This is a genomic window from Ruegeria sp. BB7, from assembly GCF_056539365.1.
The window spans coordinates 1-22,003 of sequence record NZ_JBQFUV010000013.1; the positions used below are offsets into that span (position 1 = coordinate 1).

The 22,003-nt window shown below is 52.1% G+C and carries 23 protein-coding genes and 2 pseudogenes; 11 read left to right on the forward strand and 14 right to left on the reverse strand.

The window, feature by feature from the left end:
* Positions 1–96 precede the first annotated feature (96 nt).
* Both tnpC and ACR0D7_RS16100 read right to left on the reverse strand, forming a co-directional pair.
* Positions 97–1,482: an IS66 family transposase gene (tnpC, locus tag ACR0D7_RS16095; protein WP_480679931.1), complete on the reverse strand. Its 1,386-nt coding sequence runs from the start codon at positions 1,480–1,482 to the stop codon at positions 97–99.
* Between the two features lie 204 nt (positions 1,483–1,686).
* The gene (locus tag ACR0D7_RS16100; RefSeq protein ID WP_480679932.1) at positions 1,687–1,977 is read right to left on the reverse strand and encodes a helix-turn-helix domain-containing protein; all 291 of its coding nucleotides are present in this window, start codon (positions 1,975–1,977) and stop codon (positions 1,687–1,689) included.
* A gap of 215 nt (positions 1,978–2,192) precedes the next feature.
* On the opposite strand from ACR0D7_RS16100, the gene ACR0D7_RS16105 reads away from it, so the two are divergent.
* The 7 genes from ACR0D7_RS16105 to ACR0D7_RS16135 all read left to right on the forward strand — a co-directional run bounded on the left by ACR0D7_RS16105 (position 2,193) and on the right by ACR0D7_RS16135 (position 9,676).
* Positions 2,193–2,693 (forward strand): hypothetical protein, encoded by a 501-nt coding sequence (locus ACR0D7_RS16105; RefSeq protein ID WP_480679933.1) that lies wholly within the window; start codon positions 2,193–2,195, stop codon positions 2,691–2,693.
* A gap of 189 nt (positions 2,694–2,882) precedes the next feature.
* Entirely contained in the window at positions 2,883–3,950 is a 1,068-nt protein-coding gene (locus ACR0D7_RS16110; RefSeq protein WP_480679934.1) for an AAA family ATPase, read from the forward strand.
* Positions 3,943–4,458 (forward strand): hypothetical protein, encoded by a 516-nt coding sequence (locus ACR0D7_RS16115; RefSeq protein WP_480679935.1) that lies wholly within the window; start codon positions 3,943–3,945, stop codon positions 4,456–4,458. Before ACR0D7_RS16110 ends, ACR0D7_RS16115 begins: the two co-directional genes overlap by 8 nt.
* A 451-nt stretch (positions 4,459–4,909) precedes the next feature.
* Positions 4,910–6,151: a nucleotidyltransferase domain-containing protein gene (locus ACR0D7_RS16120; RefSeq protein WP_480679936.1), complete on the forward strand. Its 1,242-nt coding sequence runs from the start codon at positions 4,910–4,912 to the stop codon at positions 6,149–6,151.
* Positions 6,152–6,165: 14 nt separating this feature from the next.
* Positions 6,166–7,878 carry a ThiF family adenylyltransferase gene (locus tag ACR0D7_RS16125; RefSeq protein ID WP_480679937.1) on the forward strand — a complete coding sequence of 571 codons (1,713 nt, stop codon included), beginning with the start codon at positions 6,166–6,168 and terminating at the stop codon, positions 7,876–7,878.
* Complete coding sequence (locus tag ACR0D7_RS16130) at positions 7,868–8,392, forward strand: Mov34/MPN/PAD-1 family protein (RefSeq protein WP_480679938.1); 525 nt, start codon at positions 7,868–7,870, stop codon at positions 8,390–8,392. The genes ACR0D7_RS16125 and ACR0D7_RS16130 overlap by 11 nt, the downstream gene beginning before the upstream one ends.
* 162 nt (positions 8,393–8,554) lie before the next feature.
* Entirely contained in the window at positions 8,555–9,676 is a 1,122-nt protein-coding gene (locus ACR0D7_RS16135; RefSeq protein WP_480679939.1) for an SAVED domain-containing protein, read from the forward strand.
* Positions 9,677–9,930: 254 nt separating this feature from the next.
* Here ACR0D7_RS16135 and ACR0D7_RS16140 read toward each other — a convergent pair whose 3' ends face one another.
* The 5 genes from ACR0D7_RS16140 to ACR0D7_RS16160 form a co-directional block, all read right to left on the reverse strand.
* Positions 9,931–10,233, reverse strand: coding sequence for a hypothetical protein (locus tag ACR0D7_RS16140; protein WP_480679940.1), 303 nt, complete (start codon positions 10,231–10,233; stop codon positions 9,931–9,933).
* 28 nt (positions 10,234–10,261) lie between these two features.
* A complete protein-coding gene (tnpB, locus tag ACR0D7_RS16145; RefSeq protein ID WP_480679941.1) occupies positions 10,262–10,612 on the reverse strand; it encodes an IS66 family insertion sequence element accessory protein TnpB in 351 nt (116 codons plus the stop codon).
* A complete protein-coding gene (locus tag ACR0D7_RS16150) occupies positions 10,609–11,010 on the reverse strand; it encodes a transposase (protein WP_480679942.1) in 402 nt (133 codons plus the stop codon). Before ACR0D7_RS16150 ends, tnpB begins: the two co-directional genes overlap by 4 nt.
* Before the next feature lie 270 nt (positions 11,011–11,280).
* Entirely contained in the window at positions 11,281–11,850 is a 570-nt protein-coding gene (locus tag ACR0D7_RS16155; RefSeq protein WP_480679943.1) for an IS1595 family transposase, read from the reverse strand.
* 12 nt (positions 11,851–11,862) lie between these two features.
* Complete coding sequence (locus ACR0D7_RS16160) at positions 11,863–12,093, reverse strand: hypothetical protein (protein WP_480679992.1); 231 nt, start codon at positions 12,091–12,093, stop codon at positions 11,863–11,865.
* Here ACR0D7_RS16160 and ACR0D7_RS16165 point away from each other — a divergent pair.
* Positions 11,983–12,210 carry a hypothetical protein gene (locus ACR0D7_RS16165; protein ID WP_480679996.1) on the forward strand — a complete coding sequence of 76 codons (228 nt, stop codon included), beginning with the start codon at positions 11,983–11,985 and terminating at the stop codon, positions 12,208–12,210. The genes ACR0D7_RS16160 and ACR0D7_RS16165 overlap by 111 nt on opposite strands.
* Positions 12,211–12,229: 19 nt before the next feature.
* On the opposite strand, the gene ACR0D7_RS16170 is transcribed toward ACR0D7_RS16165, so the two are convergent.
* The 4 genes and pseudogenes from ACR0D7_RS16170 to ACR0D7_RS16185 all read right to left on the reverse strand — a co-directional run bounded on the left by ACR0D7_RS16170 (position 12,230) and on the right by ACR0D7_RS16185 (position 15,206).
* Positions 12,230–12,832 (reverse strand): GNAT family N-acetyltransferase, encoded by a 603-nt coding sequence (locus tag ACR0D7_RS16170; RefSeq protein ID WP_480679944.1) that lies wholly within the window; start codon positions 12,830–12,832, stop codon positions 12,230–12,232.
* Positions 12,829–13,137 carry a type II toxin-antitoxin system TacA family antitoxin gene (locus tag ACR0D7_RS16175; RefSeq protein ID WP_480679945.1) on the reverse strand — a complete coding sequence of 103 codons (309 nt, stop codon included), beginning with the start codon at positions 13,135–13,137 and terminating at the stop codon, positions 12,829–12,831. Before ACR0D7_RS16175 ends, ACR0D7_RS16170 begins: the two co-directional genes overlap by 4 nt.
* Positions 13,138–13,246: 109 nt before the next feature.
* Positions 13,247–13,768, reverse strand: coding sequence for a hypothetical protein (locus ACR0D7_RS16180; RefSeq protein ID WP_480679946.1), 522 nt, complete (start codon positions 13,766–13,768; stop codon positions 13,247–13,249).
* A 351-nt stretch (positions 13,769–14,119) separates the two neighbouring features.
* Positions 14,120–15,206: pseudogene (locus ACR0D7_RS16185) on the reverse strand (integrase core domain-containing protein).
* A 64-nt stretch (positions 15,207–15,270) separates the two neighbouring features.
* Here ACR0D7_RS16185 and ACR0D7_RS16190 point away from each other — a divergent pair.
* Positions 15,271–15,557, forward strand: a pseudogene (locus tag ACR0D7_RS16190) (transposase); the annotation flags it as partial.
* Positions 15,558–15,592: 35 nt separating this feature from the next.
* On the opposite strand, the gene ACR0D7_RS16195 reads toward ACR0D7_RS16190, so the two are convergent.
* The 3 genes from ACR0D7_RS16195 to ACR0D7_RS16205 all read right to left on the reverse strand — a co-directional run bounded on the left by ACR0D7_RS16195 (position 15,593) and on the right by ACR0D7_RS16205 (position 19,798).
* The gene (locus ACR0D7_RS16195) at positions 15,593–16,294 is read right to left on the reverse strand and encodes a response regulator transcription factor (protein WP_480679947.1); all 702 of its coding nucleotides are present in this window, start codon (positions 16,292–16,294) and stop codon (positions 15,593–15,595) included.
* A complete protein-coding gene (locus ACR0D7_RS16200) occupies positions 16,294–18,204 on the reverse strand; it encodes a hybrid sensor histidine kinase/response regulator (protein WP_480679948.1) in 1,911 nt (636 codons plus the stop codon). Before ACR0D7_RS16200 ends, ACR0D7_RS16195 begins: the two co-directional genes overlap by 1 nt.
* 61 nt (positions 18,205–18,265) lie before the next feature.
* Positions 18,266–19,798 carry a sulfatase-like hydrolase/transferase gene (locus ACR0D7_RS16205; RefSeq protein ID WP_480679949.1) on the reverse strand — a complete coding sequence of 511 codons (1,533 nt, stop codon included), beginning with the start codon at positions 19,796–19,798 and terminating at the stop codon, positions 18,266–18,268.
* Positions 19,799–20,058: 260 nt separating this feature from the next.
* Here ACR0D7_RS16205 and ACR0D7_RS16210 point away from each other — a divergent pair, with 260 nt between their 5' ends.
* On the forward strand, positions 20,059–21,183 hold the full coding sequence (locus tag ACR0D7_RS16210) for an ABC transporter permease (RefSeq protein WP_480679950.1): 1,125 nt from the start codon (positions 20,059–20,061) through the stop codon (positions 21,181–21,183).
* 40 nt (positions 21,184–21,223) lie between these two features.
* Positions 21,224–22,000, forward strand: a complete 777-nt coding sequence (locus tag ACR0D7_RS16215) for an ABC transporter ATP-binding protein (RefSeq protein WP_480679993.1) — start codon at positions 21,224–21,226, stop codon at positions 21,998–22,000.
* Positions 22,001–22,003 lie beyond the last annotated feature (3 nt).

Consider the following 22,003-nt stretch of genomic DNA (forward strand, 5'->3'; position numbering starts at 1 on the left):
TCCGGGTTTCTTTCTCATCTCCACTCCTTGGCGGTTACGATGAGCCAGAAACCCTCTCTTATCAAATCGACCTAAACTGTCCCATTGGTGCTGACGTCAGACACCCAAAATCCCTGACGACGGACACATCGTGTAGGTAATTGCCGCACCCAAGGTAGACTTCATCGAAACTTCGCCAGAGAGTTTGCGAAGCAATGAAAACAGCTTGGCAATGATCGGTTCCGCCTCCTTCTTGCGGACTGCCAACCGAACGGACGCTGGCTTTCCCTTCAGCGACCGCTCAACGACATAGACTTCATTGATCAGTTCAATAACGCTGCTCGCCTCTTTGGACTTTGTTGCCTTGAACACATCCAGGAACTTCCGGCGTACGTGCGCCCAACAGTAAGCGAGGACCAGCGGACCTCCATCCCGTTCATCGCGCGTGAGACGATTGTAGCCAGCGTAGCCGTCCACCTGCAGTGTTCCGGAAAAGCCTTGTAAGATTTCTTCGGCATGTTCACCGCGCCGAGATTGTTCAAAATTGAAGACCACGCCCGGCGGTTCATTTCCTAACCAACGCCGGTCATCACGGCACAAGGCCCAGACATAGCAGGTCTTCGTCTTGCCATTTCCTGGCAGCAACTGGGACAAAACGGTCTCATCCATATTCAACTTTGTGCTGGTCTTAAGGTTCGCCGCAAGGGCCGCATGAACCGGTACAAGTGCGTCTCCGAGTTGATCCATCAGACGAACCATTGTTGAACGATGGAATTTGATGCCAGAGCGTTTGAATATCTGTTCTTGGCGATAGTTTGGTGTGAAATCTGCAAACTTGCTGACCGCCAGCCCTGCAATCAACCGATCATCGAAACGGGTATAGTCGAAGGCACGTGGTGGTACCTTTGCTTGCACGAGTTTATCGCAATCCCGACAAACGTATTTCGGATAACGCTCTTTAATGACGCTCACCTTGGCCGGCTCATAGGTTAGGCGTTTGATCACTTGTTCACCAATAAGCTGCATAGTGCAGCCGCACGAACACTTACTGCCCTGTTCCGGCTCGATGACCTGGCTTTCGGCGTGAAGGTGATCTGGAATAATGATAGCCTGTTTGCCTTTCATACCACGTGGCTTAGGCGTTTCCTCGGACTCCAGCTTCGCCGCTGAATCGTCTTGATTTGGCTTTTTGGGGTCCGGTGATGTGCACTCAGAGATCGGATCACTCTTATCTTTCCCCTTTCGTTTCGATAATTTTTCACTCGAGTGACCGAATTGCATGTCAGTCAGTTTGTTGATATGTGCCCTAAGGCGACGATTGTCTGATTTCACGACTTTGATTTCGGCGGTGAGTGTCGATATCTTTGCCTCTTTCAGCACGATCTCATTGTCATGTTCAGCTTCACGCTGGTGGTCAGCTCGAGATATGCGGGCGGCCGTGTCAGACACAGATTTATCTCGATGCCTCGCGAGACCCGCACAGGCAGATTGAATATCCTTCATTGATCTTTTCATCCCATGTTTGCTGCAAACACAGCTCTTTTGGTCACGGCCAACGGATCGGCCGCGTTTTCGCTTGATTTTCTGGGGTGGGAATGGGATGAAGGGGGAAGAGATCGTGATAGCCAAAACGATTTTCCGAGGCCTATGAGGATATCCAACATCCTCTTAGGCCTCTTTCAATTCAGAGCCCCTAAATTTAACCGCTCATTTTGGGTCTCCTGCATCGTCTGTTTCAAAAAAGAATTCAGGCCAAAGCTCAACGACGCTAACAGACAGCGCCGAAGCTATGGCCTCTTGGATTCGCCTGGATTTGGCGGCTCCCATCGAAACTGAGGACATTGTGGAGTTTTTTACGCCCAACTCCCGGCCTAGTGCAGCTAAGGATGTGCCAGCTAGCCTCAAATTGCTTTTCACGTACTCATGACGCTCCAATCTTAAGCGGTCATCATCTGACAGCCCTGAGTGAGTTTTGCGAAGCGCGGCAAATTTGTTCATAGGTTTGGTCGACTTATCAGGCGTTGTCTTCTTGTATCATGGCATTTTGTTACGAATCATCGCCAAGCCAGTCAAACTTATAAGTCGAAGAAATTCACATTTTTGACGCATTTTTGCTTGGTTATCCCCGAGAGTTATACTTTGGTTGGGTCAAACTGAAATTCGAGCATTTATGCGACAATGGCTGCCAAATGATGGTTGGAGTATTGAGCGGCATGGACCCTACGCAAACGGAAGTTCGCGAAATCATGGAAGCCCACTTGGGGGCACCTTCTAAGTACATGAGTGAAGGAGAGCAGCAGGTACCGCTAGAGGCGGTCATAATTGCAATTGAGCTTGAGCGCACAGGATCGCTGGCACACGCCAGAACCATCGGCCCAAAACCAACCGTTGGAACAATCCTTCAATTGTTGGGAGACATTGGATTTAATTTTGAACGTTTGCTGCGAGATCAGCATGAAGAGTTTAAAAGTGTTCCAAAGCTCTGCCAAATACACGGCCTGGGTCACAAACGGGTAAGGCAAATCCTTAAGAACGCTGATGTTAAGCTGAAAAGGGGAAAGCCAGTGAAGGAAGTTTCTGATCTAGAACTACTCAAATCTTACTACGAATTGGGTAAGAACTTCTTTCGAGTGGGGCGTCGTCATGAGCTACACAGATCAACTGTCAGCCGTCGATTGAAGCCGTACCTCGGATCAACGCGTGAGACGTCGTGAGATACCCAACCGTAAGGTGGCGCTACGCGCCACTAACCTACGCGCAGTCGCAACATTTGGCACTAAGGAGAGACACTACCTTGCATTGGCGGAAACTGGTACCACCCGAAAGTCCTTCGACATTTAAAGGTTGCTAAAGTACTGAATTTTCCGGCAAGTGATATGAGGCACGCATCGAGGGTGAAGACCATGCTGAAAAGCGCTTCTTTTAGCAATTTCACAAGCATACCCAGTGACAAGTGGGAATTTTCACCTGGGCTTAATGTGATTGTTGGAGAGAATGGTCTAGGCAAATCTCACGTCCTCAAGGCGCTTTATTCTATTTTAAGCTCGCTAAAGCCAGACGGCACACAGTCTCATAGCGCGCCATCTGAGAAGTTTGGGAAATCTCAACTCGAAAAAGCCATTGCGGATGAGTTAGTCGGTAATATGCGACCGGATAGTCTTGGGCGGCTGGTGAAACGCAAGCAGGGCAGGAATAGGGCTGAGGTCTCGGTCAACTTCAAAGATAGAAGACTGGATACTAGCTTTGGTTTTGCGACGAACTCCAAGACACAAGTTGAAATTACCAAGCTTCCCGCTTTAGTATTGAGCAAGCCTCCTGTATTTGTTCCCACAAGAGAGCTAATAACCCTTTGCCCTTGGTTTGTTTCTCTATTTGATTCCTACAATGTGCCTTTCGAGAAAGCTTGGCGAGACACTGTTCTTCTGTTGGGGGCACCAAGCTTGCGCGGTCCGCGGGAAAAAAACGTTAATGAGCTTTTATCTCCCATCGAAGACGCCATGGGAGGAAAAGTTGAAGTAGATGTTAACGGGAGGTTCTTTCTTCGGACGAACGGCGGACGGATGGAGTCTGCTCTAGTTGCAGAAGGTCTTCGAAAATTTTCGATGCTCGCACGTTTGATCAGCACGGGTGTTTTGCTTGAACAAGGTTATCTCTTTTGGGATGAGCCGGAAACAAATCTAAATCCCAAGCTCATAAAGGTTCTTGCTCAAGTTATCGTTAGCCTAGCTGATCAAGGTATTCAAATTTTTCTCGCGACGCACTCAGTTTTCCTTGTAAGAGAAATTGCCATTTTAACGGATGGCCGCAAGAAGAAAGCACAGTCGAGGTATTTCTCCCTGGCCGCTTCAGGGGATGACGAGGTCTCTACACTCGAACAGGGAAGCGAAATTGATGAACTGAACACCTTGGTTCTTCTCGACGAAGAACTTCTTCAATCTGATCGATATGTGGAATCCTCTCTCCATGAATGACATCACGCTGGATGAAGGCAGCTTGTCTTTTATATTTGAACAGGTTGAATATGCAGAACAGTATGATGACTGGCGCCATTATAGAAACGTTTTCAATTCAGCCTGCGGACCTTCGAAGGCCGTAGATTTCGTTGTGTCAAAGGCAGACACGCTATGGCTCATCGAAGTTAAGGATTACAGGAGGCATCCAAGGACAAATCCTTCCGAGTTAGCTGACGATATCATGGTAAAAGTCCGTGACACGATGGCTGGACTTATGAGCACCGCGTTTGTTGGCGTGGATGACAATGAGAGGAAAATATCCAGGAAAGTGCTTTCACATCTTAAGCTTCGAGTCGTGCTACATTTGGAGCAGCCTTCAAAACCATCAAGGTTGTTTCCAACGTCAGTGGATCCAGCTGATATTTTGATGAAGTTAAAGCAAAGAGTGCGCTTTGCTGACTGCCACCCGAGAGTCGTAGACATACGGACATTTCCGGCGGAAGTTGGGAGAGTAACTAGCATTTAATTGATTTCTTACTATGTCCAGTTGCGGCTGAGGTCACCGATCGGGCCAGACAGGCACAGTTTCCTGCAACTAACTGCGCATCGCCGCTGTCAGTACATGGCGCCGCGTCCAACATGGTGGGCTCAATTCGTTCTTCTATGCGGTTGGTTTAGACAAGTGGTTTGAGCCCCGAGCTACCCTTCGTCAGGCAAGTCAGCTTTGCTCACGTGGCATGTCGTAACCGGCTCAAACCGGACCTTCTAGGCACGGTCATACGCCGTGGCGCAGTCCACAGAAGTGGCCGTTCGCTGCGACCGCGAGACCAGCGCGTTGTCCGAGGTCCGTGGTGCCCGACGAAGCTGCTACGCGAGAAGAATTTGGCCAAAAGAATGCACGAGGCAGGTGACTTGCGGGTTGAAAACGCATAACAAAAAACGCATCTAAAGTTGAATTTATTTGAGGTGGTAATGAAATGAGTAGTGCTGGTTCGAACATTGGATACGGATACAACGTTGCAGTAGAAAAGTTGGTTGAAGAGCTTGCAGTTCCTCAAGATCGTTTCGAACAGGTCGAGAAGCGATACAAGGATCTAGGCGAGTTTTTGCATCGCGATGACTCTAAGGTCAGCGATTTTGATCCCGATGTTTATATCCAGGGTTCCTTTGCCCTGGGAACGCCGATCAAGCCTGCATCAACAGAAGAAGACTATGATCTCGACATCGTGGTATCCTTTAAGGATCTCTCGAAAGAGAAAATTAGCCAGGCTGAGCTTCGTTCTTTGTTAAAGGATGAGTTAAACGCTTATCGCAAGGCTCGTGGCATTCAGAATAGAGTCGATGAATCTAGAAGGTGCTGTACCCTCGTTTATGCTGATGGGGCGCAATTCCATATGGATGTTTTGCCTGCGGTTCCTAACGAGGATAAAATGCGCGTTATCCTCTCATCTTACCGAGAAAATGAGGCACTTGCAGAAGGTGCGATCGCAATTACGGATAGAGAAAGAACCGAAACATATCATATTATCACGGACGATTGGCCGGGAAGTAATCCTCGTGGTTTTGCCGCTTGGTTTAAGTCTAGACAGCTTGAACAGTTAAACCAACGCCGTCGAGCTTTCCTAGATGAGCGGGGCAAAGTAACAGCCAGTGTCGAAGATGTCCCTGTGTTCCGGGTTCGTACCCCTCTGCAGTCGGCCATTATGATTTTGAAGCGGCATCGTGACGAGTGGTTCGCCGAGCAAGATGATCAAGATCTAAAGGTGATCAGTATCATTCTGACAACACTATCAACACATGCGTATGCCGGCGAAGCTCGAGTGTCCGAGGCAATCGAAAAGATCCTAAGGGATATGCCGCAACATATTGATGATCGAAATGGATTTTATTGGATCGCTAATCCGACAGACCCTTCAGAGAATTTTGCTGATCGCTGGGAAACTCACCCGGAGCGGGCGGAAGCGTTTTTCGAGTGGCTGGAGGCTGCCCGAGAGCATTTCGGAGCGGTTCGAGGGTTTAGTGACGCAAATATTGTGCTGAATGAACTTTCGCGGAGCCTTGGTGATCCCCTCGCTGCCGCCGCTCGGTTGCGTGTTGCAACTAGTGCTGGATCGCGAGCTGCAACTGTTGCCCCCGCCGCTGCAGCCGGGGCTTCATCGCCCGGCCTAGTATTTGGTGATGAACAGCGTAGACCCACGGAGCCAAAGGGTTTCGGCTGATGCCTGACGCGCCCATGATCGGGCGGTTGATACAAGAGTGCGAAGATCTGTCCGAGTTGGCGGAGAGCTTTGATTGGATTCAGGGAGCTGGATTCAGTCAAAACAGCAGTGGTCTGTTATCATGGTCATTCACGTTGGTGATAGATGATAGACAAATACCACTACGCCTGGTTTTTCCCGCCCTCTTTCCAGAGTTACCACCCTTCGTACTTCCCTCAGACGAAACAGTGAGGCTTTCTCAGCACCAATATGGCGAAGGTGGTGAGCTTTGCCTCCAATATCGACCCGACAATTGGCATCCAAATTGCAAAAGCATAGATGTGGTTCGGAGTGCGAAAGCGCTTCTTGAAGCCACTCCTGCGAACGCCTCTGTTTCTGTGGTCGAAAGTGACCATCCATCCGATCTGCCGTCATTGCTTGCGGGTTATGAAAGACGGTTCATGTTGCCGTCCGAAACGGCGAGTCTACTGAGAAAACGCCTAGCTGGACGCGCAACCGATCTTCGCTTAACCCTTGAGCGTCGGATTGCATCAACCGGCACTCAAGCGGCTCTTGTCGCTCGAGTTGCGTCGATTGGCTACGAAACCAATTTGAGTGTTCCAAATGATGGCCCGGGTTTTGGTGGTAAAGTCGTTCATGGAGTGTTGTATCGGTTACCTGGAATTCAGAAGCTACCGGATCTCACCCAAGAAAATGTAACCAAGCTGTTGTACTTGCTTCTACCGCGCTGCTTGCGAGAGTGGATTTCAAGATTTGAAGAAATGCCGGTTGTCTTGTCGAACGGTAAGGATGAGGTTTTGTTCCTAGTTCGACATAGCGGAGCAAACAGGCAAATAGATCTTTTCTATACGTTCGAACCACCTCGAGCTAAAGAGCGCAGGTCACACGGCCAAGTGTATCGAAAATCCAGCGTCTGCATTATTGGTGCTGGCTCGCTTGGTTCCAAGGTTGCCGCTGGTCTGGCTCGCGAAGGTGTCGGGCACTTCATGTTGCTAGACAACGATGTCCTTTGGTCCGACAACTTGGTACGCAACGAACTTGATGAAATGGACGTAGGCCATCACAAGGCGATTTCACTGGAGCAAAGGTTACGCCGAATAAACCCAAAGGTGCGGGTATCCGCTTTAGGAATGAGTCTGACTTCACAATCGACAATTCAGAATATTGCAAAACTGGGCGAGATCATTAGTTCCTGTGATCTTGTCATCGAAACGACAGCCGATAGCGCTGTGTTTCGCATGGCTGCAGCTATATGTACTCAAAAGAAGAAGCCGCTTGTTTGGGCGCGGGTTTATGCTGGTGGGCTTGGTGGGCTTGTAGCTCGGAGCGTTCCGGCTGAGGATCCGCCCCCTATCCTTGCAGCTGATCAATTGCGTGCCTGGTGTGATGCAAAAGACAAATCGCCTCCAGAAGGACTTCAACGTAACTATGGGGTGCAGGGTGACGACCAAGACGAACCATTATTCGCTTCTGATGGCGATGTCGGCGTAATTGCCAACCGAACATCTCGACATGCCCTGGATGCGCTTTCTACCCCAGAGATGAGAGTCCATCCGGAGCCAGCATACTATATCGGTCTTCGGAGAGGATGGATTTTTGACCATCCGTTTGACACTCATCCCGTTGTCTACAGTTCTAATGGCGGATGGGACGACGAGGATGCTGGGGACAGCGGAATCGCAATTGTTCAAGTGATGGAACACCTAGGGGTAGAGTATGACACTTAGTCTCCGGTTTCCCCTAACCCACTGGAATGCCATGCGGGCGTGCTTGCAGAAAGGTGGTAGACGAGAAATTGGCGGATGGCTGGCTGCAGAACAGCTTGGGCCTGGAGAATTTGAGCTGGTAGGTTTCACAGTTGACCTTGAAGTTGGGACACACAATCGCTTCGCCAGTCTCCCTATGACGCATGGTGAGCAACTCGATAAGATACTACATGAGAACGCAGATCGAACAGGACGAGTGGACTATTTGGGCGAGTGGCATTCTCATCCTACATTCCCGCCGATCCCGAGCGACATCGATGTAGCTGCAATGACTAAGATGGTCGAACACAGCGGGCCGTCTTTTGCCACGTTGCTAATTGTCCGGATGCTGAGTGAAGAATTGCTCGAAGCGACCATAAAAACTTTTCAACGTGGTTCACCGCCCGAGCAAGGTCGGTTGATAACCGAGCACAACCAGCGGACTGAGAGATTTCCTGAGATAGAAATTGCGAACCCGAAAAAGGGTAAGAGTTGATATCGAAGAATGGAAAGCAACCGCGCAAAGTCACAAAACTTCAAATCTGGAGCCGCGCGCTGGCCAGTGCCGTTTCAAGAACTTGCAAGAACCTCCCTTAGTCCAAGCTGCCAAATGACCCAATGTCTTTGACAACGGACAACGCGAAAGAACCGATCTAAAATGCTGAAACGACACTTCGACAACTTTCTTACGAAACTCATTGATTGGTGGTTTCGAGTTGCAGCGATCGAACGTTATTTGATCGGAGCTGGCCTCGGACTTTTGATTACTGTTTATGGCGGCGTTCCCTTGATTATTGAGCTGTTGCGTCTTGTACTAGGGGCCGTGCCAGCAGGTGCCGAGAAGGTAAGTGCCGCGATCAAGTCCGTCGATGTCGCCATTTTAGGCATCGCACTACTCCTTATAGTCGCCGGCCTTATACTTGCAGTCGCAAGATTCGTAGGCGAAGCCCGAGTGCGATCCAAGAAGCGGAACGTTGTGATCGAAGCGCGTGGCCTGCGGGACGATGATGGCAATGCATTGGCCGACACGATTGCGAAGTGTCACAACGGGGCAGTGACACCGGTTTTGCTGGATTTGCGCAACAGGCTCGATGGTAGAGTGATAGCGCCAGAAAGGGCCTTGGACGACATCATGGCGATGTACCGGTCCTTTCAACAATACCGCAAGGACGGCGACCGGGCGGATGTGACGACATTCTATGGTGGATTGACGCCGGTCCCTTACACATTTCTGACTGGAGTTCTGCTCGATGACGAGAGTTCCATCGTCATCTATGACTGGGATCGCTCTCAGGAAGCGTGGCGCAAGATCGAAGGTGAAGACGATGGTGCCCGCTTCGTCGTGGACGGGCTCGACGCGATTTCGGATGCGTCGGAAGTCATTTTGGCGATCACCTTTTCCTATCCAGTCAATGATGTGGACTTGGCAACGACCTTTGCACTACCAACGATCAGATTGACGCTTGATGGTATGTCGTCAGACTCGCATTGGTCGCAAAAGAAACAGAACCGGCTTGCGCAGGACTTTCTCGAGGTCGCCAAGCAACTGAGCGAGAAAGGAGTGCGGCGTATCAATCTAGTGTTGGCAGCCCCCAACAGCGTCGTTTTCACATTCGGCAGGCGCTATGACAAGCGAAACCTCCCTGAAATAGTAGTCTACCAATATCAGCGCGGCGAGAACCCCGCCTACCCTTGGGGTGTTCTGATGCCTGTTGCTGGAGAGGAGCGTGCAAATGTGCGGTACACGGCAGGTGAGGCTAAACCATCGCAAAAAACTTGACGCTCTGCGGTTCAAAAGTCTGCATTTAGAGACTTCGGCATTCCACTTTGCCTTGGCAGCGAACGGCAGCTGTGTGGCGATGTCGAAGGTCCCTTCCTTGAGCGCTTGGTCAGGCGTTGTCACATTTCTCTTTTGCACATGGGATGGCCTTTTGAGGAGGGGAGAAAGGAAACCGACAGCAGCCGGATAAATGCCTGAGTGCGAGCCGCCGTAGCCGGGAAAATGGCGCGTGCAGGGCCCATGTTACGTCAGTTTTAGGTGTTTTCGGAAGTCCCGGTCAAACGTTCGAATTCGGCAATAGATATCAAAGCAAATCGTCTTCCCAACTCATCAACAATGAAGATCGGTTGATACTCGGCGATCCTAAGAAAAGCACTCAGGTTGTCTTGTAGCTGTGCCACCGAGATATCGTGGCTCTTCGCCAGGATAGCACGCACGGCGGCATCACAGACAAGTTGTCTGGTGTAGTCTTCGACTGACAGATTGCTCTCCGCAGCATCGGATAGAAGCGTCCCCAAGACAGATTGAGGAATGCTGGTGATGACCAAATCTGACATGAGGTAACCCCTTCGTTGATATCAAGCGTCAGACAGCGATCGGACGCCGTGTGGCTCGCCCTATCACTCGCTTCCAGTCGAGCCCTTCGAAAAGGGCCTCAAACTGCGATTTTGTCATCGTCATCACCCCGTCACTGACGCGGGGCCATTCAAAGCCTTTGCCCTCGATCCGCTTGTAGACCGGCACAAGACCCGTCCCATCCCAAACTATGAGCTTCAGCCGGTCCGCACGTTTTGAACGGAAGACGAATATGGCGCCGCTGAAGGGATCGAGATCGAATTCATTCAGAACGATCGCTGCCAAACCGTCCATGCCTTTACGAAAATCGACCGGCTTGGTGGCGACGTAGAATTTGAAGTTACCGGCTGGGGAAATCATGATTGGCTATCCATCGCGAGTGCGATTGTGACCAGATCGTTCACCGGGTAATCGGCTGGAAAAGACAATGTGCTTTCCCCGCGCGTCAAAAGAATGCGGTTGCCAGTTTCCGGATCGCGGTTTGGCTGTGTCGCTTCGCTAATGAGAACTTCCGAAAAGACCCGTTCTTCGCTCCGCGCGACGCTTCTGACCCGTGACGATTTCGCGTCTGACCTCCATTTATAGACGAGGGATTGCGAAACGTTGCAGTCCTCCATGATGTTACCAACAGTCAATTCACCCAGATCAAGTTTGGTTTTGACAAACCGCTTGAAGCTAGGCGGCCAGACACGGCGCCCGCCCGCATGCACTTCAATAGTGAAGCCGTATACTTCGAATGACTGTGGGAATTGCCCCATGGCTGCTGCCTCTCGTTTTTTGCAGTATCGCATGAGGTGAACGGCCAGATCAGTGGCTATTTAGGGGGTCAGATGCAACGCTTACCAACAAGTGGAAGCTTTCACTTCCGGAGGTGCGATACTTGCCGGTTATACGGAAGAGGATATCAATAATGGGGCGATCAGTAGCCAACAGTCTAAAAGTAGCTCGGCAGAAGAAAAAGATTGACGAATTCATCAAAGAGCATGAAACCGATCCTAGTGGCGATCTAGACAAGTTGGACGCAGTAATTAAGCGCCCAACTCAGGAAACCGCGAAAGTAGCTCCGAAAGCATCGTCTCAGGACGCATCCGACGATTGAAGCGGTATTCAAACTCTTTGACGTAACGCTCAAGGTGCTTGTGCGACACACTGGTATGGGTGCCAGCAATCGACTTTTTCAGATGGTTGAAGAAGGACTCAATCTGGTTGGTGCTGACGCCTTCCGGAGTGGCGTATTCTCCCTCAGAATGGTTGACGGTCTTGTGGGTATACTCGGTCGGCAGAAACGATTTCTGATAGCCACTGTGCTCGTCTGTGTACAGTTCTGAACCGACTTCGACATTCTGGTGAACCGCGTTGCGCAGGGTGTTCTTTGACTGGTCGGGAACGACTTTCAGGATCACGTCACCGTGGCGTTCCATCATGGCCATGACAACGGCCTTACGCTTACGCCAGTCCATGCCGGTAGTCACACCGCCATAAAACGTCTCATCAACCTCCACGACCTCACCAGCGCCGCCGACAGGCTCGTCACCGTCGATTACGGCCATGTGTTCACGCACCAGCGCTGCCATGCGCCACGCGGTCTTATAGGTCACGCCAAGCCGTCGCTACAATTCCTTACCACTGACGCTGCGCTTGGACGTAGTGAACAGGAAGATTGCATAGAACCAGAATTGTAACGGTGTGCGGCTCTTTTCGAAGATCGAACCCACCATTGGGTGAATGTGGTGACCGCACCACTGGCACGTATATGCTTGGTCGGACTTAAGACGATACCACTTCGCCGGGCGCTTGCACTTGAGGCATTCGTGACCCTGACCGAAGCGCGCGTTGAACAAATGCTCAAGGCAGGCTTCATCATTGGGAAACTGTTGGAGGAACTGGCGAACTGTTGTCTGTTTCATATAAAGGATATCGGAATTCGGCTACCTTATGCCAAAGGGATACGCCTCTAAAAATTTAACATAACGCCGATTACCCGTCTTCGATTGCCTCGCGCAATTGATCTGCTGTTTTCATGGGCATGAACATACGCAATGGGTTTGACTCAAGATTTTGAAATTGAAGGCCTTCATAGATTGTCTTTCTATTTGCGACCTTTTCAGGGTTTCCGCAATCAAGCACATCCAGCATGATCACGGCAGCAGCATAGCCGGACTTCGACGCCCTTGAAGCGCGACACAATGCATCAACGAGGAGATACTCACCAACTTTTTGCCCTCGATATCTTACATCCCTACCGATCATGGAGATATACACCGCCGGAATGGATCCGTGGCTTGGTGCTGTTTTCCTGTACTTTTTCGGCAGGTCTTGAAAATGAACAGCGTGGGCGTTCATTGCGTAGAAGCCTGCAACATCGCCATCTGGACCGACCATGACATACACTGATGTGTTGCCGGCCTTCATCAGCTTATTTGCGGTTCGCTTGAAGTAGTTATCGACCTGAACCACACCGCAGGAAAACTTATCCCTGTCGTGTTTGTCAGGATCAAAAACCTCAATCAAGAATTGGTGAGCGCACTCATCAGGAACCCCCGCCGAGGAGGGCTCCTCCTTAGTAGCTTCTTCGTTCACTTAGAAGTAACTCGTGTCTTGTATCGTTTCGCAGCGGACAGGAGCGCCTCACTGGGCTCGGAAGGTGCTTCCAGAGCAGTAAAGAACGCATCGTGATCTACAGCCTCTAAGCGAGTATGTTCATGCGCCTCAATTACACGCTCCGCTTCTCGCAGTGCTGCGCTCATAGTGAATGTGGAATCGTCTACTCCAGACAATGCCGCGGCACGCTGAATGGCCGCCTTAATCGGCGCCTTTGTGCGGAAATTCATCCGTTCTACGCTGCGACCCTTGATCTCCTGGGTCTCATCTGTGAATGCAAGCATAGCGCGCCTCCTTCGAATTCTACGATGAATATGTACGTCACTTGTACGCACAAGTCAATACTTTTGCCTGTGCGGCAGTTGACTACGAAACATAACTAGCTGAACTTCTTCATTCTGATCCCTGAATTCGCGCCCCTAATTCCGTCAAAGTTGCGCTTCTTGTACTAAAGGTTTTTGGCGAGCTCCGAAACTTCAGATGGGTTTCCGTGCCCAAGCAACCAATCCAGCAGTGCCATGGACTGTCTTCCAAATCCGGTTGCGGTGTCGTGAAGAACCCAAATACATCCTGCATATTGAGATCTCTAGAAAGTGCCTTCAGTACAGTTTTCAGACCCGGAACCTCTCCGTCCTCGGTGAACTGCCAAGATGGGAATACACGGCTTTTTTCGCCGTCGACACGGAGCAAAAATAGTGTTCCTTCCTGAACACGCTGTCGAATACGTCCTACACTGACGCCGAGATAAGTTGCCACCTCTTCGGTCGTACAGGAGGTGTCGATGATGCTCTTGCGCTCCAATGTACCTGCGGCCAATGGTTTGGATTTTGTTTTTGGACCTGCTTTTACGCCGGCAGCATCCAGTGCAGTTCTTTCCTTTGAACTGAGTGAACTAGTGTGAGAGATCGCACCCATGATGCCGCCTCGATCAGCTCCGCAAATGTATACAACCTATACAAAGCCTGAGCATGCTCATCATTTTCAGGGAGCACTGGAAATTCAACCCTCAAGCGTCCGTATTTGTTTTTGACTGACGCGTGAGCAACAACGCCTCGGCCATGATCTCGATGGCATCGGCCAACTTATCCCAGTCAAACTCCCGTGCGTTCTCATTCATTGTAAGCGCCCCAAATAATCACCCGTTGATACTACCCACTCAGAATTCAATCTACAAATTACACTTGGTGCGCTCCTCCAGGTCTAAATCCGTTCTGATCGCGCCGCCGAGGCATTGGTTGGCCCGATTTGACCGGTCCAGTTTGATTGTTAGTGCATGACTGGTCTCTGGCCCATCGAGACGATGGATTTTGGTGCCGGTGGACGGTAACCCAATGCGCTGTGTGGTCTCTTGGTGTTGTAGTGCTTCCTCCAGTTTTCAATGATGATTTGTGTTTCTTTCATAGAGCAGAAGATTTCCCGCTTCAGAAGCTCGTCTCTGAACCTAGCGTTGAAGTTCTCGACATAGCCATTCGCCCAAGGGCTGCCCGGCTGGATGAAGGCTGTCTTGGCCCCAACGGCTCCGATCCAGTCTCGAACCGCTTGGGCAATGAACTCCGGCCCATTGTCGCTGCGCACATATGCCGGTGGCCCTCTCAGGATGAAGAGATCGGCCAGAGTGTCGATCACGTCGGTCGAGTTCGGCAATGCACGAAATCATAGCTCCGGACGTGGTTGCGGCGTTCAGGCCTCAGACGGATGCACGATCCGTCAACTGCCCGGATGGGCTTTGCGAAGCAATGTCCCGAGAGGGTTCAGCCAAAGCCGGCTCTTCTTCGGAAGCTTGCGCAGCACCTTCAGCCCCTCCCGTTTCCATAGCCGCTCGACACGACAGACATTGACCTGCCATCCCGCATCTCTCAACAGAACAGAGACGCGGCGGTAACCGTATCTGCCGTATTGCCGCGCCAGTCAGATCACGTCCGCTACGAGACGATTTTCGTCTTCTCATGCACGTGGCTGATATCGTTGTGTCGAGCGATGCTGCCCCAGTACCCGGCAGCTTCGACGTTCCGATACCTTTATCTCGCTTCTGATTAGGTCGATACAGGCACGCCGTCGGGCGGGGCTTAGAAGTTTCCCCGGGCTGCTTCCTTCAAGATGGGCTTGTCGAGGGTCAGGTTAGGTGAGCTAGCGAACGCCTTCCGCAGACGCTCATTCTCCTTCTGCAGACGTTTGAGTTCCTTTAGTTAATCGGTTCCCATCCCACCATATTGCTTGCGCCACCGATAACAGGTTTGTTCCGTTATGCGAACCTCGCGGGTCGCATCTGCACGCGTCATTCCCTGGCCGACAAGTTCATCAACTTGCCGCAGCTTCTGAACTATTCCTCTGGCTTGTGTCTCTTGTTCGATATTCTCGCCTCCCGTTTCTCAAACATAACGGTGGTCCAAATCAAAGGGGGCACTCCACCTTCGCGGGCCTTACTCAGCAATCGGCCGGATGCCGAATGGCTGCCCGGAAACTGCGGATATGACGCTGGCTGGATCAGAGAAGCATTGAAGGACAAAGGGATTCCCACCTGCATTCCTGGTCGAAAAAGCGGAAGAAACCGGTAAAATCCGACAAGCGTCACTACAAACGTCGCAACCGGATAGAGACCATGCTCGGCAGGCTGTCGGACTGGCGTCGTGTGGCAACCAGATACGACAGATGCCCTAAGATCTTTCTATCCGCCATCACACTCGCCGCGTTCGTCATCTACTGACTATGAGTTCTGACCCTAGAGGAATGGCTCGTCTCTTACTGCCATTCCACATCACCCAAGAAAATGTATCCTGCACCGTAAATTGTCTTTATCAGTCTTGGGTTCTTAGGGTCTTCACCAAGTTTCGTTCGCAAGCGAGAAATACGTACGTCCATCGCCCGATCAAAACTTTCACCGGCAGCCCCACCCAAGGTTTCTTGCATCTGTGCGCGGCTGATCAAGCGTTTCGGGCTTTCAAGAAACAGGCGCAAAACCTCTCCCTCGGCGTGGCTGAATGGAAATTCAGCACCGCTGGCATCCACCAAAACATATCGGTCAAAATACGCCGTCCACCCGTTAAAGCGCGCCACTTCTGATTGCGCGGCCTGCGTTCGCGGAGACCGCAACCTGGCACGAATGCGGGCCACGACTTCAGCCGGATCAAACGGCTTGGTGATGTAATCATCCGCTCCAAGTTCCAGCCCAGTAACGCGGTCTTGAACCTGCGCGCGACCGGAAATGATGATCACCGCCGCGCCCTGCTCAAGCGCCAACCGGTGGACAAGAGCCAACCCATCGGTATCCGGCAAGGACAAGTCAACCAGACACACATCCGGTGTCACTTTTTTCAACGCAGCTTCGAATTCCCGCGCACGCGCAAAACTCTGAGTGCGAAAACCTGCTTCTTCTAGCGCATCGGTCAGTACTCGTCGAATTTCGGGTTCATCGTCGACAATTGTGACCAGAGGTTGAGTCATTAGGCGGCCTCACTTCGGATTAGGGCAGACAGTTGCGCCTTCGTGAACGGTTTACTCAGCACCGGTGCAAGGGTCAGCGCCTGCCGGTGAAGCGGATCGGAATAAGGTAGAGAAGTCATCAGTAAGCAGGGCAAACCCGACTTGAGCTTTGCCAAAAGATCAAGCCCCGTGCCTTGACCTTCAAGGCGAATATCCGACAGCACAAACGCGATTTCGTCGATATCTGCCGTCAGCGCCAAGGCTTCATCGACCGATGTCGCCTCGATCACCGAGAACCCGAGCTCCACGAGCATGTCACGAAATTGCCGACGTAGTTCGTCATTGTCTTCAACCAGTAACACCAGCCCATTTTGCGCGGGCGGTGTGGGGCGATAGGGCAGCCGCATTGCGACGGTCGCGCCTGAAGGCGAATTTCGCAAGTTCAAATCCCCACCGGCAAGCTTCACGGTGTCATAGACCATCGGCAGGCCCAGCCCGGACCCTTTACTGCCTTTGGTTGTAAAGAACGGGTTCAGCGCTTTTTTCAGAGCTTCCTTGGAAAATCCCGGGCCAGTGTCTGAGACAGCCATCTCAACCCAAATATCACCGATTTTATGCGCGCTGATGGTAATCTGTCCAAACTCACCGCAGGCATCGCGCGCATTTAGGACCAGGTTCAACAAAGCATCCTGAATCATACCCGGATCCAGCATCAGAGCGTCGCCAGGCAGCGTATTTACAACGGAAAGGCCAACGCCGCGCGGCAGAGATGGTGATGCCAGTATACGCAAATCCTCTAGCAATCCGTGCATATCAGTTGCCTTCGGCTGAAGCGTCCGGTTGCCCGTCATATCCGCGATCCGGTTTAACAATTGCCCACCCCGGCGCGAAGTTTGCTGGGTGGCCGACACAAGCTCACGTGCTTCCTGGGGCAGGTCCATTTTCTCCAACCGAGATTGCATTCCTAGAATGATCGTCAACAGGTTCGAAAAGTCATGTGCCAGCCCGCTGGTCATCTGGGCAGCCATCTCGCGGCGCCTAGTTTGTTGCAGGGCAACGCGCGCCTGGGTTTCCTCGGTAATATCCACCGACATCACGTAAACGCCGCCCTCTCCGTCCGGAGAAAACGAGACGCGAATACGGCGGGAATCCTGGTCTTCGGTAAATTCGAAAACCGAAGTTTCGCCGCCATACGCTTTCTGTAAGTGAGGCTCGACACGCGTAAAAGCCGCCGCACCCAGAGCTTCGGAAATATGCATTCCCAGAATTTCGGAAGGGCGACCAGGCATGACGGAACTAAGCCTTCGGTTCGAATAATCGTACCTTTTATTTTGATCCAGATGAGCGATATGAGCCGGCATCATCTCGGTGGTCATGCGTGTGCGGGCTTCTATCTCAGTCAACTGGCGCTTGGCCTCTTCCAAGGCAGCGTTCGTCGCGGCAAGTTTACGATTGGTAGCAGACAACTCCTCTGCTCGATCCAGCAATTGACCGGAAAGTTCTTCGGACCGAGCCCGTAGCAGGGCCTCGGCCTGTTTGGTGTCGGTGATGTCAGTATAGACTGAAACCCAGCCACCTCTGGGCAATGGCGCACCTTCGACCGAAATAACACGTCCGTTGGCGCGCACGCGCTCCATGTAGTGGGGCTCGAATGTCAGTGCCTGTTGAACCCTTTGGTTGACGGCCTCGTCGACATCAACGTCTGCACCGTATTCGCCGTGACTGGCAAGGTAACGGATTGTGTCGCTAAACAATGCGCCGGGCTGCACCAATTCTTCCGGCAGGTCGAACATATCCTGAAAACGGCGATTGCTGACCACCAGCCTTAGCTGACTGTCATATATCGACAAAGCCTGACCAATCAGGTTCAGGCCCGCAGTGGTCATTGTCTTGATCTGCTGTTCAGTAATGTCCAATTTCACCCTCCCCATGATCCATGCGTAGCATCGGATACGTTACAGGTGTAGAGGGCATGAACGCCACAGAATGGACCTAGTAGCGAGGTTTGGATTTTGCACCCTCTGGCGTAAGCGAACACAAAGACAACGTGTGATCCATGTTGCGCATTCGGTGCCGCAACATCATTCGCCCCAAACGCGCCAGATCGGCCGCATATTCAGGGTCCGAGGCAACGTTCTCCAACTCTCCTCGGCCGTGATGATCGAAAAGGATCGGTGGCAAGTCCGCAGCAAACTCAACCAACGTAAAACGCTCGTCCCGCAAAATACCCAGACACGAGTCGCTATTACCCGTGCCTAGTTGCCGTTGCCAAAGCGTTGGATTTTCGGGCTCTGAAAAATCCAGTTCGCTAAAGGAATAGCTACGCCAATCCTCTGGCACCTGCCCCTGCAGTAAGGGCATCAGAGATCGCCCATCCATAGCATTCGGAACCGGTTGCCCAACCCATTCCAGGATCGTCGGTGTGACATCAATGGACTCGGTTGGCGCAGACACCACTGTACCCCTCCGAGCTTGGTTGCCCGGCAAACGGATCATCAGCGGCGTGTGATAGGCGGCGTCATAGACCGACATCTTTCCCCAGCTATGGCGATCACCTAGCATCTCTCCGTGGTCGGCGGTGATCACCAGAAGGGTGTCGTCATACTGATTGCTGTCCTTAAGGAACTGGATAATGCGGCCAATGTGATGATCCACCTCGGTCGCCAGTCCCAAATACACCGAGCGCATAGTCTTTATGTTCTCAGGCGTTGGCTCAACCGAGTCAAAGCCCTCGACGAAATCCGCAGCTGTCTGGTTTTCTATCGTCGAGCCAAAAAACGGATGAAGGGCTCGCTCTGCCTCCACTTCGGGCAAACCAACGGGCATAGGCAACGCCGCCGGGTCATACATGTTGTTGTACGGCGCTGGAGCCACCAAAGGCGGATGCGGCCGGATATATGTCAGATGGGCAAACCAATTCTGACCTTTGAACGGCGCAATATTGGACAGAAAAGTATCGGTCAAAAATGCGGTGTCGCTGTGTTCGGCACGATACACGGCGGGATCGTTCAGGCGCGGAGCATCACCAGTTGGCGAAACCGGTTTGTACAGATCCCAATAGTCGTCAAAGGTATAGCCCTGATCCATCAGATGCGCGCGCCATGGATATGACTCCTCTAACCGCATCTCGACAACTTCGTGAAACCCGACCATTGGGTTTTCATAGGATTTCAGAAGCGGGTCACCCGGATCATGCACGCGCGGATCGGCAGCAGTATCAGTATATCCGAACAACATGGGAAGATACCCCGCCTTGCGCATCTCGGTCGCAATATTTGGAACGTCGTGCCGCAAAGGCGTACCATTGCGCACCGACCTGTGGTTCATCGCATATTGCCCCGTCAGGATCGAAGCGCGCGAGGGGCCACATGGGTTGGTGACCGAAAAATGCCGGTCAAAGCTGACTGCGTCGTCCCCGAAAGCTCGCAGGTTCGGTAGATCGACATGTGCCGCAAGGGCACCGTTCAGACAATCTGCCCGCAATTGGTCAATGATGATGAACAAAACATTTCCGGCGCGCTTCATTTATTTATCCCGATTCCCCCGAGGCGTTTCAGAAGCGAACTCTGTAGTGGTTCTTCGATCACGGCAAGCGGTTCTTCGCGTTGATTTTGTTCAGGCATAATGAGGAAAGCAGAACGACATATGTTCCTAGTAAACAAGCATGAGCATATCCGTGGATTGCCGCCCTCAAGTTGTCGCACCCTTGCTATGGTTCGGTTGCAATTGTCGCCCACTGGCAAAAATCCGTTGCAGGTAAATGTCGTTTAACATCACATACGGGCATGACGCGGCCCAAGATATATTCGGACCATGACGCCAACGGCGTCTGCCTGCGGATTTCGGGGGCGTTGCTGACTCAATCCCTGGAGGCCGTGGAACAGGCCTTTACCCAGGTCAAACCACAAGGCGACAATGTCACGTTTGACCTATCTGAGGTCGAAGCGCTGGATACCGGAGGCGCTTGGCTGATTGCCGATCTGGCACAAAGGGCTCGCGCGGCGGGCGCTCAGGTTACCTATATGGGGCTGAGCCCGGCACACTCAGCGTTATTAAAAACGGTAGCGCAGAACATACCGGACAAGCCTGGAGCCGAAACCGAACGTCGCAGCTTTGTCGATTGGGTGGCAAAAGTTGGCTCACGCACTGTTGGAGCATGGAACGATACGCTGTCGATGCTGGGCTTTCTGGGATTAACACTGCATCGCCTTGCCCGTACCATCGTAATGCCTTGGCGGCTGCGCAAGGCAGCTCTGGTTTCACAGATGGAGGAAGTCGGCTTCAAGGCAATCCCAATCGTTGCATTGATGGGGTTTCTGATTGGTGTGGTGCTGGCCTTTCAGGGCGCAACTCAACTCAAACAATTCGGCGCAGAGATTTTTGTGGTCGAATTGATTTCGATCTCAGTTTTGCGTGAGTTGGGGATTTTGCTGACGGCCATAATTGTTGCTGGCCGCTCCGGTTCGGCTTTCACGGCGTCGATCGGGTCGATGAAAGTACAGGAAGAGATCGACGCCATGCGCACGCTGGGTTTGGACCCGATAGAGGTGCTGGTAATCCCACGCGTAGTGGCCTTGTTGATCATGTTGCCGATCCTCGGTTTTATCGCCGATATCTCCGCCCTTATTGGTGGCGGGTTGATGAGTTGGATCGACCTTGACGTCAGCCCCGGCATGTTCGCCACCCGACTGAAAGAAAACACCGGCATCTGGCAATTCGCCATTGGCATGATCAAAGCACCGTTTTTTGCTCTGGTCATAGGCGTCATCGCCTGCTGGCAGGCAATGCAAGTCAAGGGATCTGCCCAGAGTGTGGGCCAAAGGACAACGGCGTCGGTAGTGCAGTCGATATTCATGGTGATCGCGCTGGACGCTCTGTTCTCGATCTTCTTCTCGGTGTTGGAGATCTGATATGGACGGGACTGTTCTGGAACAGACCTCGGATACCGGCATGCAGCGTGAGGCTGTGATCCGTGTGCGCAACCTGACCAACCGGTTCGGGCCGCAAGTGGTACACGATGACCTTAATCTAGATGTCTGGCGTGGTGAGGTGCTGGGTATTGTGGGCGGTTCGGGAACGGGTAAATCAGTGCTGCTGCGTACAATTGTAGGGCTGAACAAGCCCGCTGCGGGAAGTATCGAGGTTCTGGGCGTTGACGTTTTAAACGGGCCCGAGCAGGAACGCCGCCGCATTGAAAAACATTGGGGTGTCGCCTTTCAGGATGGTGCGTTGTTCTCCTCGCTGACCGTTCTGCAGAACGTGATGGCCCCATTGCGCGAGCATACGGGCATCAGCGAGAAACTAATGCAGGCGCTCGGAAGTCTGAAAATCAGCCTTGTTGGCCTGCCACAACTGAGCTGCGGCAAGTTCCCGTCCGAGCTGTCCGGCGGTATGCGCAAAAGGGCCGCGCTGGCCCGCGCCCTGGCACTGGACCCCGAGATCGTGTTTCTGGATGAGCCAACCGCCGGGTTGGATCCGATCGGGGCTGCTGCTTATGACGAATTGATCGGCGAATTACAGCACGCTCTGGGTTTGACCGTTTTCATGGTAACCCACGATCTGGACAGCCTTTACGCCATTTGTGACCGCATCGCGGTACTTGCAGAAAAACGTGTGCTGGTCGAAGGACCGATTGAAGAAATGACCAAAGTGGACCATCCTTGGGTTCAGGAATATTTCACCGGCCCCCGGGCGCGAGCGGCGCAAGAGAAGGGCCAGGACAGGTAGAGG